The following is a 16382-nucleotide window of genomic DNA, read 5'->3' as shown; positions in this document are numbered from 1 at the left end:
AAGACTGTTTTAATAGTAATCAATCAATTGATTTTAGAAGATATTATAAAATTATCGTTATACATATGATTAGGAAAGAAAGAACTTAATGACTAATTTTAAATAATTGAGATGATTCACTCATTTTCTCTTTAATGGGTAGGTATCTTACGTTATAATGAATAGTGATAAAATAGGAGGAGAAAACATATGGTATTGTATGTCATTTTAGCAATTATTGTCATTATACTGATTATTGTCGGTATATTATTCTATATGCGTTCCAACAAAAGCCAAATAATTGAAAAGGCTGAAACGCGTAAAGTAAAAGTAGAACAATTACCCTATGATGAAAGTCTATCTCAATTGTCTGAGCTAACTTTAACAGGGGAGACAAAAACAACTTATAACAGTTTAAAACAAAATGCACTAGATAGTAAAAATCAATATTTATTACCAGTAGAAGAAAAAATTCATGATGCAGAAGGATTGCTTGATAAATTTAAATTTTCACAAGCTCAAACTGAGATTGATGAAGCACATGAATTGATGGATAAATATGAAGAAAACTACAATGAACTTACTTCAAAAGTTGAAAATATTTTAAATCTACATAAAGAAAGTGACCACCTGTATGAAGCGTGTAAGGTGGACTATCGTGAAATGAAACGTGATGTGTTAGCTAATAGACATCAATTCGGTGAAGCGGCTGCTCCATTGGAACAAGAAATTGAATCATTTGTTCCAGAAATGGAAACATATGAAACATTAAAAGAGGACGGCAATTATAACCAAGCGTACAATCATATCAAAACACTTAATGAAGATATGAATTATCTTAAAAAAGATATGGATGAAATTCCTGAGTTGATTAGAGAAGCACAAAAAGAATTACCAGGACAATTCCAAGATTTAAAATATGGATGTCGCGACTTGAAAGTCGAGGGTTATGATTTAGATCATGTCAAAATTGATAGTTCATTACAGACGCTTAAAACAGAATTGAGTTTCGTTGAACCAATGATCAGTAGATTAGAATTAGACGAAGCAAATGATAAATTAAATAGTATTAATGATCGTCTTGATGAAATGTATGAATTAATCGAACATGAAGTAAAAGCAAAAAATGAAGTAGAAGAAACAAAAGAAGTTATCACTGATAATCTATTTAGAGCTAAAGAAATGAATTATACGTTACAAACTGAAATTGAATATGTGCGCGAAAATTATTATATAAACGAAAGTGATGTTCAAAATGTAAGACAGTTTGAAAATGAAATTCAGAGCATGATTTCAGTATATGATGAAATATTACAAGAAATGGCGAAATCAGCAGTAAGATATAGCGAAGTCCAAGATAACTTGAAATATATCGAAGAACATGTTGATGTCATCAATGAAAAACAAGAAAAACTACAAAATCATTTAATTCAACTTCGAGAAGATGAAGCAGAAGCAGAAGAAAATATCTTGCGTGTTCAAAGTAAAAAAGAGGAAGTTTATAGAAAACTCTTGGCCTCAAATTTACCGAGTGTACCTGAAAGATTCATCATTATGAAAAATGAAATAGATTATGAAGTGCGTGAAGTAAACAAAAAATTTAGTGTGAGACCCATCCATGTAAAACAACTTAAAGATAAAGTCTCTAAAGTGGTTCTACAAATGAATAAATTTGAAGATGAAGCAACAGATGTTCTCGTCAATGCAGTCTATGCTGAAAAATTGATTGAATATGGGAACCGCTATCGTAAAGAAAGTTCAAATATTGATAAAAGTCTTAATGAAGCAGAGCGTTTATTTAAAAATAATCGTTACAAACGCTCAATTGAAATATCTGAACAAGCGCTAGAGAGTGTAGAATCAGGTGTTACAAAACAAATTGAATCACAAGTTATCAACTAAATAATAGTAATGTTTTTGAGGCTGGAACATAAAAATGTTCCAGCCTCAAATAATTTTTTGGCGCTAGATGTTTGTATGAACAAATTATTAATATTTAATGATCATTTAAAAATTCATATAGACAGTGATGAAGAATTTATATTTAAAAAACCATTTTCTGTCTTACTCTCTTTTCTTTTTAATAAAACCGAGTATAATGCTAAAAGGGAAACTTTAAAATAAGAAATGATATGTTGATATAAAAAATAAATATGAAAAATCCTTAAATATAAAATGATATAGAATTGGAGTGAAAACATTGATTTATCTTGATAATGCAGCGACAACGAAACCGCGACAAGACGTATTAGATACCTTTTTAAAAGTAAATGAATCGCTATATTTTAATCCAAACAGCCCACATAAAGCAGGTATACAAGCAGAGCAGTTATTACAACAATCAAAAGATCAAATTAAAGAACTATTTAAATTAGAAAAAGATTTTGATATTGTTTTTACAAGTGGCGCAACTGAATCCAATAATATTGCTATCAAAGGGATTGCCTACAAGAAAAGAGCATTTGCAAATGTCATAATCACTTCAGTTTTAGAACATCCCTCTGTTTTAGAGGTTGTTCGTTCATTAGAAAATGAAGGTTTCGATATAAAATATGTAAACGTGACTAAAGATGGACAAATTGATTTAGAACATTTGAAATCGTTGATGTCAGATAAGGTAGCTCTTGTAACGTGTATGCAAGTCAATAATATCATGGGACAAATTCAACCTATCGAAGCGGTGGCAAAAATTGTTCACCAATACCCTAAAGCACACTTACATGTTGATGCAGTACAAGCAATAGGTAAAATTGCGTTAGATTTTAAATCTGCTGACACAATGAGTTTAAGTGGTCATAAATTTCATGGCTTAAAAGGCCAAGGCCTTTTATTTGTTCGTAATTTACATCAAATTGAGCCAATTGTTCATGGCGGTGGTCAAGAATACGGACTTAGAAGTGGCACAGTCAATCTTCCTATTGATATAGCCATCGTGAAAGCTTTAAAAGTCGCTGTAAAAGAAAGCGCGCAACTATATGAAAAATTAAGTGAGTTCAATCAGGAAATCATCCAATTTTTAAATGAATTTGGTGGTGTAAAGGTTAATTCTCCTAGCGGCGCTTCACCACATATTTTGAATGTTGGTTTTCCCGGCGTGAAAGGTGAAGTATTAGTAAATGCATTTTCAAAATATGATATTATGCTATCTACTACAAGTGCTTGTTCATCCAAAAAGGCATCCTTGAACGAAGTACTTTTAGCAATGGATATCCCTAAAACGCAAATAGAAGGCAGTATCAGAATATCAATGGGTGCCAATACTACTACTGATGATATAGGTGATTTTAAGGAGAAATTTAATCTTGTATATGAAGAAGTGAAGGAGTTGTTAAAATGATTTATGATCACATTTTAGTGAGATATGGAGAGTTAACCTTAAAAGGTGCTAACCGTAAGATGTTTGTTAATAAATTACGTTCAAATGTTAAACGCGCATTAATGCCACTGCAAGGATATAAAGTCAAAGCCAATAGAGATAGAATGTACATTGAATTAGATGAAGGTGCAGATATTGAAGAAATGTGTCGCCGCTTAGAAAAAGTATTTGGTATTTATTCTATCAGTCCCGTATTGAAAATTGATAAAACAATAGAAGCAGTACGTGATATAGCTGTAAAATTTGCTCAAGGTTATGCACATGGAGATACATTTAAGATTGATGTCAAACGCTCAGATAAAAACTTTTCGTTTGATACATATCAATTGCAAAAAGAACTTGGTGAAACCGTATTAAACGCAACTGATGATCTAACAGTAGATGTACACAACCCAAACCATACGATTAAAGTTGAGGTTCGATTAGACGCTATTTATGTTTATGATCAAGTCATTGCAGGATCTGGTGGATTACCAGTTGGTACGGGTGGTAAGACATTACTTATGTTATCCGGAGGTATAGATTCTCCAGTAGCTGGTATTGAAGTTATGAGAAGAGGTGTCACTGTAGAAGCCATTCATTTTCATAGTCCACCATTCACGAGTGAAAAGGCTAAAGATAAAGTAATTGAACTGACAAGAATTATGTCTGCGCATGTTGGTCCTATTAAATTGCATATTGTACCCTTCACTGCTTTACAAAAACAAATTAATAAAGTCGTACATGAGCGCTATACGATGACTTCAACACGTAGAATGATGATGAGGGTAGCGGATAAGCTTGTGCATGATATTGATGGACATGCCATCGTAAATGGTGAAAATTTAGGACAGGTTGCTAGTCAAACCCTTAAAAGTATGTATGCTATCAATCATGTGACATCTACACCAATCTTACGACCACTTTTAACATTAGATAAGGAAGACATCGTGAAGAGAGCCAAAGAAATTGGTACATTTGAGACATCTATTCAGCCATATGAAGATTGTTGTACCATCTTTACACCTAAAAATCCTGCGACGGAGCCAGACATTGAAAAAGTCGAAAAATTTGAAGCGGTATATGATTTTGAACCTCTTGTACAAGAAGCATTTGAACAAATAGAAACTTTAACAATTACGCCAGACTATCAAAGTGAAAAAGATACTGAAACGCAAGCATTGGCAGATCATTTATTTTAATATTTACTTTGAGTATTCAATTCCATACGAACAACATGAGTTAATTAGACATAAGGATAAAACAGATAGGGGATGGAATCATGCTAGATTGGGATATTTCAATCGTACTTATAATTATACTTCTAGGATTTTTAGCGGCGTTTATTGATGCAGTTGTAGGTGGGGGCGGCTTAATTTCTATCCCGGCATTATTAGCTGTTGGTATGCCCCCCGCTATTGCATTGGGTACTAATAAATTAGCAAGTTCATTTGGCTCACTTACAAGTGCATTTCGTTTCTTGAGGTCGGGTAATGTCGATTTGAAGATAGTAGGAAAGTTATTTCCATTTGTATTTATTTTAGCAATATGTGGTGCTAGCGTTGCTACATTTCTACCCGCTGAACTGTTAAAACCATTGGTTATCATTATTTTGACGTTAGTGATGATTTATACGTTAGTTAAAAAAGATTGGGGAAATGTGCGTACATTTACAAAATTGTCGCTTGGTAAAGCAATCTTATTTATGAGTCTTATGTCACTCATAGGATTTTATGATGGTTTTTTAGGTGGTGGTACCGGCTCATTTATGCTTTTTATTTTACTTATGTTCGGTTTTGATTTTTTAAGTGCTGCCGGAAACGCGAAATTATTAAATTTTGCTTCCAATTTAGGCGCTTTAATTTTGTTTATGATATTAGATCAGGTTGACTATTTTTATGGTTTAATTATGGCAGCAAGTATGATTTGTGGATCGTATGTTGGGGCAGCTTTTGCAATTAAAAAAGGTGTCAGTTATGTAAAAACTTTATTTATTGTTGTAACTGCCATATTGATTATTAAAAATGCTTACGATTACATAATGCAATTAATAAATTGATCATTTGGAAAAAGAATTTGCTATATTTCAAAGGTATTCAGATACGTGAACATGGCTGAGACAATTAATTGTCTCAGCTTCTTTTCATTTTAAATAGACACTCATACTAGCCTATTGCTATCTTAATCCTTTTTTATTTTCGTATAATGGTATACATTATTGAATTGATTATGTTTAAATTGTATTTGAAACGATTGAAAAAATATTCTGGGAGTGAATACGTTATGTCGAAAAAGAGAATAATAGCAATAGTACTTGCCGTAATTATCGTGCTTGGTGGTATTGTTATGAGTTCGATATCTACTGTGATTTCTTCGCTTTTTAGTGAAGATAGTATGTCAGAAATAGATCCATTTACTGAAACGGTAGAATCAGAAGGTGATACTTCAAAACGCATTGTACACTTAACTTTAAATGGTGAAATTAGTGAGGGTACTGGTGAAGGAATGTTTGGAAGTTCTGGTTATAATCATGAAGCATTTCTTAAACAGTTGGATAAAGTTAAAAAAGATAGCTCGATTAAAGGTGTTTTATTAACCGTTAACACACCAGGTGGAGGTACATATCCAAGTGATGAAATTTATAAAAAAATTAAAGAAATAAAGAAAAAAGATAAAAAGGTTTATGTACATATGGATGCGATGGCTGCATCTGGTGGATATTATATATCTGCCCCTGCTGATAAAATATATGCTGGTCCACAAACGACTACTGGATCTATTGGCGTTATTATGTCAAACGTTGATTATTCTGGTTTACAAGAAAAATTAGGCGTTAAGGAAAATGTCATTAAATCTGGTGAACATAAAGATATTATGAGTAGTTCTCGAAAAATGACTAATGAAGAGAAAGATATCATGCAATCAGTATTAAATGATAGTTATGAAAGATTTGTTGGTATTGTTGCTAAAGGTAGAGATATGCCAGAGAAAAAGGTTAAAAAGTTAGCTGATGGACGTATATATAGTGCGCAACAAGCCGAAAAAAATGGTTTGATTGATGAAATTGGTTATAACGATAATGCGTTAAAAGCACTTAAGAAAGACATAAAAGCAAAGGATGCTGAAGTGTTTAAATATAGTGAAGACGAAGGTTGGTTTAGTTCTATTTATTCAACTAAAACAACATTACATCAATTCAAAAATGAATTAAGTGAATTGAAATCAATTATAAGCAATGATACAGAAGCTGAACCTATGTATCTATATAAAGGTTAGGTGTATATAATGGAGCAGTATACAAATCAACAAACATTACAGTCAACCCCAGAAAATGATAAATCTGATATAGAAGCAATGTATCATGAACAATTAACAAAGTCTGTATATGCTAGTTTTGGTATAAGGTTTTGGAGTTTTATTATTGATTTACTCATTATATTTGGCATTCAAGGACTATTATTAAAACCGCTATATCATTTTACGCAAATTGATGAACTTAAGTTATGGATTGATTATTTTAGCTTAGGTCACGTTTTAGATGCACTTGTATTTTATTTATATTTTGTATTATTAACTAAATTTTTCAAACAAACGATAGGTAAAATGATTTGTAACATTCGAGTAGAACGGATAGATCGTCAATCTCTTACATGGGCAGATGTGTTGTTTAGAGAATGGATTGGTCGTATTATAAGTGGCGTTTTATTTAACTTACCTTACTTGATTGTTTTGTTTACAAATAAACACAAGGGTATCCATGATATCTTTGCTGATACAGTCGTAATCAGAAATAAATTTGAAAAGTTGTTTTATTTAAAAAAATAAATGTGAATTTTACTGAGCTATGAGTTTATTTTGATACGATAGATAGGTATACTATGGTTGTAAGAACTATTTAATAGGAGGCGTGCAATATGGCACAAATTACATTTAAACAAGAACCAGTAACACTATATGGTTCACAAGTAAAAAAAGGAGAATATGCTCCAAATTTTACTGTCTTAGACAATGATTTAAATGAAGTAACTTTAGAAAGTTATGACGGACATAAGAAATTAATTAGTGTTATTCCGTCTATAGATACAGGTGTTTGTGATCAACAAACACGTAAATTTAATGAAGAAGCTGCTAAGGAAGATGGTGTGGTTTTAACTATTTCTGTAGACTTGCCATTTGCACAAAAAAGATGGTGTGCTTCAAATGGTTTAGATAATGTAATCACTTTAAGTGATCATAGAAACTTATCTTTCGGTAAAACGTACGGCGTTGTTATGGAAGAATTGCGTTTATTAGCACGTTCTGTTTTTGTCTTAGATAAAAACAATAAAGTAGTTTATACTGAAATTGTTTCTGAAGGTACAAATTTCCCAGACTTTGATGCTGCTTTAGAAGCTTATCGTAATCTATAAATAATATAATATTGTCATATGATTAAACTAGTAAAACTCACAAAACAGTATCGTTGACATTATAAATTAAACTGTCCATAATTATTTGGTAATATAAGTTAGGGTACTGACTTAATTTCAATTAAATTATGGACAGTTTTTTTAGAAAGGACTTTTAAATGGCACAAGAAGAGACAGTAATGGAACAATTATTTAAGGCACTTGATGAAAAAACCAAATCTTTAAATGAAGAGAATGGTCAAAGTTTCATAGAAAATTTAGGACTTGCAATGGAAAATATTTATACTAATCAAAGGTCATTGTTGGAACAAGCCACGCTACAAGATAGACGTAAAGCATTTCAATTTGCTTATTTAAATTTAATGCAAAAAGAGGATGTTCAAGCAAATCATCAAATTACACCTGATTCAATTGGAATGATTCTAGGATTCCTTGCCGAACGTTTTTTAAAAAACAAAGATGAATTCCATGTAGCGGATATTGCGAGTGGTGCTGGACATTTGAGCGCTTCTGTACATGAAATACTCACTGAACATACGATTATGCATCACCTGGTTGAAGTGGATCCTGTATTATCACGCGTGAGTGTACATTTGGCAAACTTTTTAGAAATTCCATTTGATGTTTATCCTCAAGACGCTATCATGCCACTACCTTTTGAAGATGCAGATGTTGTTATCGGTGATCTACCGATAGGGTATTATCCAGTAGATGAAAGAAGTAAAGAAATGCAACTAGGGTTTGAAGAAGGGCATAGCTTCTCTCACTATTTATTAATTGAACAAGCAGTAACAGCCTTAAAAACATCAGGATATGCATTTTTAGTAGTACCTAGTAATTTATTTGAAAGTACAAATGTGAAACAGTTACAAAATTTCATTGCAACAGAAACAGAAATGCAAGCTTTTTTAAACTTGCCATCTACACTATTTAAAAATGAAAAAGCGCGTAAATCCATACTTATACTGCAGAAGAAAGAAACGAATGTAACAAAGCCAGTAGAGGTTCTGTTAGCGAATATACCTGATTTCAAAAGCCCTCAACAATTTCAAGCCTTTTTACAAGATTTAAACGCTTGGATGATGGAAAATCATCCTGAAAATTAAACTGTAATATTCTTGAATTCTTACTGTATTAATGATTAAATAGATATGGATATAAAATAATTTAATTTAAATTGGAGGCATTATGCTATGTCAAAATTAATTTTGGCTATTAACGCTGGTAGTTCATCATTGAAATTTCAACTTATTGAAATGCCGGAAGAAAAAATTGTTACTAAAGGACTAATTGAACGTATTGGATTAAAAGATTCTGTATTTACCATTGAAGTGGGTGGAGAAAAACACAAGGAAACTTTAGATATTGCAGACCATGAACAAGCGGTTAATATCATGTTAGAAAGTTTCAAAAAACATGGTGTGATTGATAGCATTTATGACATTGACGGAACAGGTCATCGTGTCGTTCATGGTGGTGAATTATTCCCAAATTCAGTATATGTTACGGATGAAGTTGAAGAACAAATTGAGTCATTAAGTGAATTAGCACCTTTACACAACCCTGCAAACTTAATGGGTATTCGTGCTTTCCGTAAATTGTTACCAGAAATTCCACATGTAGCTATTTTTGATACTTCGTTCCATCAAACTATGCCAGAAAAATCTTATTTATACAGCTTACCATACCAATATTACGAAGATTATGGTATTCGTAAATATGGATTCCACGGAACAAGTCATAAATATGTATCTCAACGCGCAGCTGAGATTTTGGGCAAACCGATTGAAGAATTACGCATGATTTCATGTCACATCGGTAATGGTGCATCAATTGCTGCAATAGATGGCGGTGAATCTGTTGATACTTCAATGGGATTCACACCACTTGCTGGTGTTACTATGGGTACGCGTTCAGGAAATATTGACCCTGCATTAATTCCATTTATTATGGAAAAAACAGGAAAAAATGCAGAAGAAGTTTTGAATACATTAAATAAAGAATCAGGTTTATTAGGTATTTCTGGTACTTCAAGTGATTTAAGAGACATTATTGATGAAGCTAAAGCAGGTAAAGAACGTGCTCAATTAGCATTAGATGTCTTTGCATCAAGAATTCACAAATATATTGGTTCTTATGCGACACGTATGCACGGCGTAGATGTAATCATCTTTACTGCAGGTGTAGGCGAGAACTCTGATCCTGTTAGAGCAAAAGTTTTAGAAGGTTTAGAATTTATGGGAGTTTATTGGGATGCTAAGAAAAATGAAGCGATTCATGGAGAAGAAGGTTTCATTAACTATCCTCACTCACCAGTAAAAGTCATTGTTATTCCTACAAACGAAGAAGTCATGATTGCACGCGATGTAGTTAAATTTGGTAATCTAGAATAAGTTTGAAACAAAACTAGAGATTGTTTAATTTCAAAGTATAGAGACTTGATTCAGTTCAAAATCTTAAAAAGTTTCAAAACAAAATCTTGAATATAAGCATTTTGATTTATAAATAAACGTCAATTTCTATTGCAAGCTTATAGAAATTGACGTTTTCTTTTGTTTTATTATTAATGTTTTAACTACTTATTAAGTTTTAAAAAATATACTTGAATTGAAAAACATAAGCTGATTGTTGTATTTTTAAGGTTTTATTTCGAATGCAGTTAGGTTCGTTTGTTGTTTTTGATTGAAGTTATTATCTGAAATAAAGACCAAGCTATCGTTACCATTAGGTAATTTCGGGCCAAATGACATTCCTTCTATATTGTCGATATGCCCAATGTCTTGCTCATTAAGATTTGCGATCAGTTGTTTTTTTACCGGTGCGACGTGAGATTTTTGGAGAGATTTAATATTTTTAATATCTGTTCCACTGGCTATATCGACTTTATAGACGCGAATATAATTTTTGAAATTACTATTTTTATCTTGAACAGTGGCACGCTCAAGTACAAGTAATTGTTTTTGATTCAAGGTTAAAATTTCAGCAATTCCATTTTCAGCATCTTTATTTTTTCCAGGTTTTTTAGGAATTGGATCTAGAGAATAAGCTTTTTCAGTTATAACATCTCCTTGACGATTATATTTTGTTAAGCGTGTTAAGGCGCCTGATTCTGTGGTTGGTAATTGATCATCTTGAAGTAAAGGTGCTTCCATAGAAGTCCAGATATACTTACCATTTTCAGAAAACGTACTCCCCTCTAGCGCCTGATTATTTCTAAATCCATATTTATTTTGATCATCCTTTTTGATAGGGTTATTGATTTGCAAATCATTGATCAATGTTCCAGTTCTACTAGCTATTCTTATGAAGGGATTGAAACCGAGATTTCGATCACCTTCACTTGTATAAAGTATATGGTTACGATTGAGAGGATCAATTCTAATTGATTCTGGGTCAACTACAACATCTTGTGAATGGGGATTATACGATGCTTTATTTGGGTATTTTGTTCCATTAGCTTGTGTTAAATAGTGCATTCGAGTGAATTTTACTTTATTAAATTTGTGTTTATTATAATGAATTTGAGCTTCATAAAATCTGGCTGGATTTTCTTCTGAACGGTCATCGCTAATCATAAGCCATTTTTTGGATTTGGCATCATAGGAAATGCCAGAAAGACCGCCTACTTTTGTATCATTAAATGATTTATTATAAGGAATTGTTTCCGTATCTATATAATTTAATCGAGTAGCTGTTTTTTTACTTTCTATATCATCAGTTGAAGATGCGTATGTATGTGTTGGTGCAGAAATCAAAAAAGCATTAATGGCAAAACTAAGTATCATCAGTCTCTTAAATTGTTTCATATCATTGACTCCTTTAGGGGTATGTCTTAATGTTATTTTACTTACCTGATATGAAGCGCATTTGAATTTAATATAACAATTGGATAACAAGTAAATTATAGATGTTAAGAAAATTAATAAAAAGAGATAGTTTAACACTATATATCGTGCAAACTATCTCTCTTCTTTTAAATCTGTATGCTTTTATTAAATAGGTCGAATATTAAAGTTAGTGTGCTTGATACTTAGATCTAAATTCATCTGTAGCTACTTGTGGTTGGAAGTCTTCTGGAAGTTCTTCTGTGCGTACCACCAACACGTCACACGGAGAATGTCGTACAATTGCCTCAGACACAGAACCTACGATAAATCTTTCAACTGCATTTAATCCTGACGTACCACACATAATTAAATCTGCTTCTACATCAGCTGCTAACTTTTTAGGTATGATTGCTTTAGGTGAACCAAATTCTAGTCTTGTTTCAACCGCGGTTACACCAGCATTTGTTGCTACTTCTTTATAACCTTTTAACAAATCTTCTGAGAAATTTTTTGATTTTTCAGTAAATTGAGCATCATAAACTTCATAAGAAGAGTAAGTTCTTGAATCAATAACATTGACGATTGTTAGTTTAGAGTCATTACGTTTTGCTACTTCTACAGCTTTATTAAATGCCCATTCAGCTTCATGTGATCCATCGACAGCGATTAAAATATTTTTATACGTTAGCATCACAATTACCTCCTTCATCTTCTTGCTTATATTATACCACTATTTACAGAATATTAACATAATTCCCCTTAATACATGTTGTAAAAATACCCTAAACTATGATTGCGCTTTCATATAATACGCGTTACTATAAATTTGGAGGTGGATAAAATGAGAATAGGTATTCCGAAGGAGATTAAAAACAATGAAAATAGGGTGAGTTTATCACCAAGTGGTGTACATGCATTAGTAGAACAAGGTCACTCAGTCATTGTTGAAAAATCTGCTGGTTTAGGTTCATATTTTGAAGATGATGATTATGTTACGGCTGGGGCGAAAATTGGTGATGGACCAGCTGAAGTATGGAACGTGGATATGGTTATGAAAGTCAAAGAGCCATTAGAAGAAGAGTTCCAATACTTTAAGGAAGGACTCATACTATTTACTTATTTACATTTAGCAAATGAAAAGAAACTCACACAAGCTTTATTAGATAATAAAGTAATAGGTATTGCTTATGAAACGGTTCAATTGCCAGATAAATCATTACCACTATTAACGCCAATGAGTGAAGTAGCAGGGCGTATGTCTGCTCAAATTGGGGCAGAATTTTTACAAAAATATAAAGGTGGCATGGGCATTTTACTTGGCGGTGTGCCTGGCGTCTCTAAAGGCCGCGTAACGATTATCGGTGGAGGTCAAGCTGGCACAAATGCTGCTAAAATAGCATTAGGATTAGGTGCCGATGTAACAATTTTGGATGTTAATCCTAAGCGTTTACAAGAGCTTGAAGATTTATTTGATGGTCGTGTGCACACAATTATGTCTAACCCGTTAAATATTGAACAATGTGTTAAAAACAGCGACTTAGTTATCGGTGCGGTATTAATTCCAGGTGCCAAAGCGCCAAATCTAGTTACTGAAGACATGGTAAAATCCATGAAAGACGGTTCGGTAATCGTGGATATTGCTATAGACCAAGGTGGTATTTTCGAGACAACTGATCGTATTTCAACGCATGATGATCCAACGTATAAAAAACATGGTGTTGTACATTATGCTGTGGCTAATATGCCTGGTGCAGTACCACGTACTTCTACCATTGCATTGAATAATGCAACGTTACCATATGCATTACAAATTGCGGGAAAAGGTTACTTAAAAGCATTACAAGATAACGAACCTCTATCATTTGGTTTAAATACAATTAATGGTGTATTAACAAATAAAGGTGTAGGTGAAGCTTTGAATTTACCTTATTCTAATGTTGAAAGTTCTCTTAAATAATAAAAAATAACAAACAAAAACTGGTAATCTCTTCTATAAAGTAGAGGTTACCAGTTTTTAATTTAGATTTTAAAATAATTTATGAAATTTAATGTGTTTAAATAATGATAATTGTAAAATATAATCTAAATATTGTGACACGAACACAACAATCGTTTAATTTCATAGCATTATAAACTTAATGGTCAACAATATGATGAAATTTGTGTTGCAGTTAAGCATTTGAATGTCATATAAGATTATTTGATACTGCTATACAATTTTTGTACCGTGTACTTCTTGAAAAGGAAATGCAGCAACGAGCGCTTGAACATTAGATTTTGTTAAACCACCACCAGGCATGATTTCAATATTTCCACCAGAATTCACGACCAATTTACCAAGTTGATTTAAATTATCAAAAATATCAGTTTCTGCTGGACCACCATGTGTCAGTAACCTGGTAAAACCTAGTTCAATTAATTTGTGTAATGCTTTTACTTGTCCTTCTAAATGAATTTCGTCGAAAGCCATATGACAAACAACAGGTATTGGTGATGCGAGTTGTTTTAAAGTTTTCATTTGCCATTCGTTCAGTGTATTATCTTCTGTTAAACAACCGAAAACAAAGTAGTCAATATCATATGATTTAATAGCTTTAATATCTCGTTGCATAATTTCAAAGTCGTATAAGCTATATACAAAGTTGCCTCCGCGAGGGCGTATCATGATAGCAATTTCTACGTGATTTGCTTTACAAATTTCAGTAGCAATTTCAATCATTCCAATACTAGGTGTGGTACCTCCGACATGTAAGTTATCACATAATTCAATACGATCTGCACCATTTTCAATTGCGTATTCAACTTGTTGGATTGTTTCGACTACGGCCTCTTTGATCATTTTTCGTAACCTGTTAAGCTTTCGTTTCCATTTTCAGTAACAAGAATATCATCTTCTATACGCACACCAGCTACTCCTGGAACATAGATGCCAGGTTCGACTGTTACAACCATACCCGGTACGAATTCATTTGTATTTGTACTAGAAACATCTTGGTATTCATGCTCTTCTAATCCTAGGCCATGTCCTAATCGATGAGGGAAGTAGTCTCCATAACCAGCATCTGTGATAATATCTCGAGCAATAGCGTCTACATCTTTGATTTGTACACCAGGTTTAATTGCAGCAATCGCCGCTTGTTCAGCTTTTAATACGGTATCGTAAATGTTTTGAGCTTCTGAACTAGGCTTTCCAAATTTAATTGTTCTGGTCATATCACTACAATAATTTTCGTAAATGACGCCTAAATCAAATAACACAAATTCATTATTTTGTAATTGACGGTCGCCAGGTATACCGTGTGGTGATGCTGCGTGATCACCGAAAAGGACCATTGTATCAAAGCTCATTTCATTAACTCCATAAGCTTTGATTTCATATTCAATGTGATTAACAACTTGTCGTTCTGTCACACCTTCTTTTAAGAAATCTGCTCCAATTTCTATACATTTATCTGCTAGTTCACAAGCTTTCCGAATTTTAGCGATTTCAGATTCACTTTTAACATTACGTAGTGACTTTATCGTTTGATCTATGTCACCGAACGATTGTACTTTGAAAGCTTCGATTAATTCACGTTGGCGCTGTACAGTTAAATGAGCCGCTTCTACTAACATTTTATTGAAAGTATGTGGATATTTGTCTAATGCATTTTCTGTATCAAGGTAACCAATGACCTCTCCCTCAAAAGGTGAAGCTTTAACTTCTTCAACTTCAAGTTGTGGGCAAAATAAAACTTGATCACCATTCGCTTTGATTAAAAGAGCTAGTAACCGTTCGTGAGGATCACTTAAATAGCCGGTGAAATAAAAGATGTTTAATGGGGTAGTAATCCATGCTGCATCAGCTTGTTGTGACTTTAATGATTCTATAACTTGTTGTAACTTCATTTTACTGCCTCCTAAATATATGATTATATTAATTTTATGTTAGTTGTGTAAGGAATTCAAAAATAATATGTTGAAATAAAGTATATTGCTAAAATTATAAAAAAATTTATCGTTCATAAACACGTATTTTGGTAAAAGTGTGTTATAACTATTAATCATTGTGGTATATATAAAATAAATAGTTTTATGGGAGGAATTATCGATATGAAATTATCTTTTCATGGACAATCAACAATTTATTTTGAAGCAAATGGCAAAAAAGTAATTGTTGATCCATTTATTACGGGAAACGATTTATCTGATTTAGATGCTGAAACTTTAGAAGTAGATTATATAATTTTAACACATGGTCATGGCGATCATTTTGGTGATACAGTTGAATTAGCAAATAGAAACCATGCAACAGTTATTGGTTCAGCTGAATTAGGTGATTATTTAACGACTACTAAAAATGTTGAAAATGTTAGACCTATGAATATTGGTGGTAAAGCAGAATTTGATTTTGGAACGGTTAAGTTTGTACAAGCGTTTCACAGTTCTAGTTTGACTGATGACAAGGGTATTCCCGTATATTTAGGTATGCCGATGGGGCTAATTTTAGAAATAGAAGGCAAGACGATTTATCATACTGGTGATACAGGATTATTTGGTGACATGAAATTAATTGCTGAGCGTCATCCTGTCGATATATGCTTTATTCCAATTGGTGATAATTTCACAATGGGCATTGATGATGCTAGTTATGCAATCAACCAATTCATTAAACCTAAAATTACAGTACCAATTCACTACAATACATTTGACTTGATTAAACAAAATCCAGAAGATTTCAAGTCAGCTGTTTCAGAAGGTGAAGTACAGATATTAAATCCAGGTGATGCAGTCCAACTTTAAAGTGATTGTGACATAAAAAATCTTGGATAA

The 16382-nt window shown here is 32.5% G+C and carries 15 protein-coding genes; 11 read left to right on the top strand and 4 right to left on the bottom strand.

Annotated elements, in window-relative coordinates:
* Positions 1-189: 189 nt before the first annotated feature.
* From ezrA to KA814_RS07175, 9 genes are all read left to right on the top strand, one after another.
* Complete coding sequence (gene ezrA / locus KA814_RS07215) at positions 190-1881, top strand: septation ring formation regulator EzrA (protein ID WP_210122710.1); 1692 nt, start codon at positions 190-192, stop codon at positions 1879-1881.
* Between the two features lie 298 nt (positions 1882-2179).
* On the top strand, positions 2180-3316 hold the full coding sequence (locus tag KA814_RS07210; RefSeq protein ID WP_064208840.1) for a cysteine desulfurase family protein: 1137 nt from the start codon (positions 2180-2182) through the stop codon (positions 3314-3316).
* Positions 3313-4536: a tRNA uracil 4-sulfurtransferase ThiI gene (thiI, locus tag KA814_RS07205; RefSeq protein ID WP_064208841.1), complete on the top strand. Its 1224-nt coding sequence runs from the start codon at positions 3313-3315 to the stop codon at positions 4534-4536. Before KA814_RS07210 ends, thiI begins: the two co-directional genes overlap by 4 nt.
* Positions 4537-4616: 80 nt before the next feature.
* Positions 4617-5393: a sulfite exporter TauE/SafE family protein gene (locus tag KA814_RS07200; protein WP_064208842.1), complete on the top strand. Its 777-nt coding sequence runs from the start codon at positions 4617-4619 to the stop codon at positions 5391-5393.
* Between the two features lie 224 nt (positions 5394-5617).
* The gene (gene sppA, locus KA814_RS07195) at positions 5618-6610 is read left to right on the top strand and encodes a signal peptide peptidase SppA (RefSeq protein WP_046206853.1); all 993 of its coding nucleotides are present in this window, start codon (positions 5618-5620) and stop codon (positions 6608-6610) included.
* A gap of 9 nt (positions 6611-6619) precedes the next feature.
* Entirely contained in the window at positions 6620-7159 is a 540-nt protein-coding gene (locus KA814_RS07190; protein ID WP_064208843.1) for an RDD family protein, read from the top strand.
* Between the two features lie 89 nt (positions 7160-7248).
* Complete coding sequence (gene tpx, locus KA814_RS07185) at positions 7249-7743, top strand: thiol peroxidase (protein ID WP_046206855.1); 495 nt, start codon at positions 7249-7251, stop codon at positions 7741-7743.
* A 158-nt stretch (positions 7744-7901) separates the two neighbouring features.
* Positions 7902-8849 carry a class I SAM-dependent methyltransferase gene (locus KA814_RS07180; protein WP_064208844.1) on the top strand — a complete coding sequence of 316 codons (948 nt, stop codon included), beginning with the start codon at positions 7902-7904 and terminating at the stop codon, positions 8847-8849.
* A gap of 87 nt (positions 8850-8936) precedes the next feature.
* Positions 8937-10136: an acetate kinase gene (locus KA814_RS07175; protein ID WP_046206857.1), complete on the top strand. Its 1200-nt coding sequence runs from the start codon at positions 8937-8939 to the stop codon at positions 10134-10136.
* A 243-nt stretch (positions 10137-10379) separates the two neighbouring features.
* Here the strand turns inward: KA814_RS07175 and KA814_RS07170 are convergent, their stop codons facing one another.
* Together KA814_RS07170 and KA814_RS07165 are read right to left on the bottom strand one after the other, a co-directional pair.
* Entirely contained in the window at positions 10380-11549 is a 1170-nt protein-coding gene (locus tag KA814_RS07170) for an esterase-like activity of phytase family protein (protein ID WP_064208845.1), read from the bottom strand.
* A 208-nt stretch (positions 11550-11757) separates the two neighbouring features.
* Complete coding sequence (locus KA814_RS07165; RefSeq protein ID WP_046206859.1) at positions 11758-12261, bottom strand: universal stress protein; 504 nt, start codon at positions 12259-12261, stop codon at positions 11758-11760.
* A gap of 150 nt (positions 12262-12411) precedes the next feature.
* On the opposite strand from KA814_RS07165, the gene ald reads away from it, so the two are divergent.
* On the top strand, positions 12412-13527 hold the full coding sequence (ald, locus tag KA814_RS07160) for an alanine dehydrogenase (protein WP_046206860.1): 1116 nt from the start codon (positions 12412-12414) through the stop codon (positions 13525-13527).
* 252 nt (positions 13528-13779) lie between these two features.
* Here ald and KA814_RS07155 read toward each other — a convergent pair whose 3' ends face one another.
* Together KA814_RS07155 and KA814_RS07150 are read right to left on the bottom strand one after the other, a co-directional pair.
* Positions 13780-14409, bottom strand: a complete 630-nt coding sequence (locus tag KA814_RS07155) for a copper homeostasis protein CutC (RefSeq protein WP_046206861.1) — start codon at positions 14407-14409, stop codon at positions 13780-13782.
* Entirely contained in the window at positions 14406-15458 is a 1053-nt protein-coding gene (locus KA814_RS07150) for a M24 family metallopeptidase (protein WP_046206862.1), read from the bottom strand. The genes KA814_RS07155 and KA814_RS07150 overlap by 4 nt, the downstream gene beginning before the upstream one ends.
* 204 nt (positions 15459-15662) lie before the next feature.
* Here KA814_RS07150 and KA814_RS07145 point away from each other — a divergent pair, with 204 nt between their 5' ends.
* Positions 15663-16352, top strand: coding sequence for a metal-dependent hydrolase (locus tag KA814_RS07145; RefSeq protein ID WP_064208846.1), 690 nt, complete (start codon positions 15663-15665; stop codon positions 16350-16352).
* The last annotated feature ends 30 nt before the right edge of the window (positions 16353-16382 follow it).

This window comes from Staphylococcus sp. GDY8P196P (assembly GCF_017891705.1).
Lineage (GTDB): Bacteria > Bacillota > Bacilli > Staphylococcales > Staphylococcaceae > Staphylococcus > Staphylococcus ureilyticus.
Note: the sequence above shows the minus strand (reverse complement) of the source record. Positions and strands in the feature narration are given on the sequence as shown.

Bases quoted from the DNA above. Each gene is read 5' to 3' on its own strand.
- ezrA (WP_210122710.1), top strand. From the start codon at position 190: ATGGTATTGTATGTCATTTTAGCAATTATTGTCATTATACTGATTATT.
- thiI (WP_064208841.1), top strand. From the start codon at position 3,313: ATGATTTATGATCACATTTTAGTGAGATATGGAGAGTTAACCTTAAAA.
- KA814_RS07200 (WP_064208842.1), top strand. From the start codon at position 4,617: ATGCTAGATTGGGATATTTCAATCGTACTTATAATTATACTTCTAGGA.
- sppA (WP_046206853.1), top strand. From the start codon at position 5,618: ATGTCGAAAAAGAGAATAATAGCAATAGTACTTGCCGTAATTATCGTG.
- KA814_RS07190 (WP_064208843.1), top strand. From the start codon at position 6,620: ATGGAGCAGTATACAAATCAACAAACATTACAGTCAACCCCAGAAAAT.
- tpx (WP_046206855.1), top strand. From the start codon at position 7,249: ATGGCACAAATTACATTTAAACAAGAACCAGTAACACTATATGGTTCA.
- KA814_RS07180 (WP_064208844.1), top strand. From the start codon at position 7,902: ATGGCACAAGAAGAGACAGTAATGGAACAATTATTTAAGGCACTTGAT.
- KA814_RS07175 (WP_046206857.1), top strand. From the start codon at position 8,937: ATGTCAAAATTAATTTTGGCTATTAACGCTGGTAGTTCATCATTGAAA.
- KA814_RS07170 (WP_064208845.1), bottom strand. From the start codon at position 11,549: ATGAAACAATTTAAGAGACTGATGATACTTAGTTTTGCCATTAATGCT.
- KA814_RS07165 (WP_046206859.1), bottom strand. From the start codon at position 12,261: ATGCTAACGTATAAAAATATTTTAATCGCTGTCGATGGATCACATGAA.
- ald (WP_046206860.1), top strand. From the start codon at position 12,412: ATGAGAATAGGTATTCCGAAGGAGATTAAAAACAATGAAAATAGGGTG.
- KA814_RS07155 (WP_046206861.1), bottom strand. From the start codon at position 14,409: ATGATCAAAGAGGCCGTAGTCGAAACAATCCAACAAGTTGAATACGCA.
- KA814_RS07150 (WP_046206862.1), bottom strand. From the start codon at position 15,458: ATGAAGTTACAACAAGTTATAGAATCATTAAAGTCACAACAAGCTGAT.
- KA814_RS07145 (WP_064208846.1), top strand. From the start codon at position 15,663: ATGAAATTATCTTTTCATGGACAATCAACAATTTATTTTGAAGCAAAT.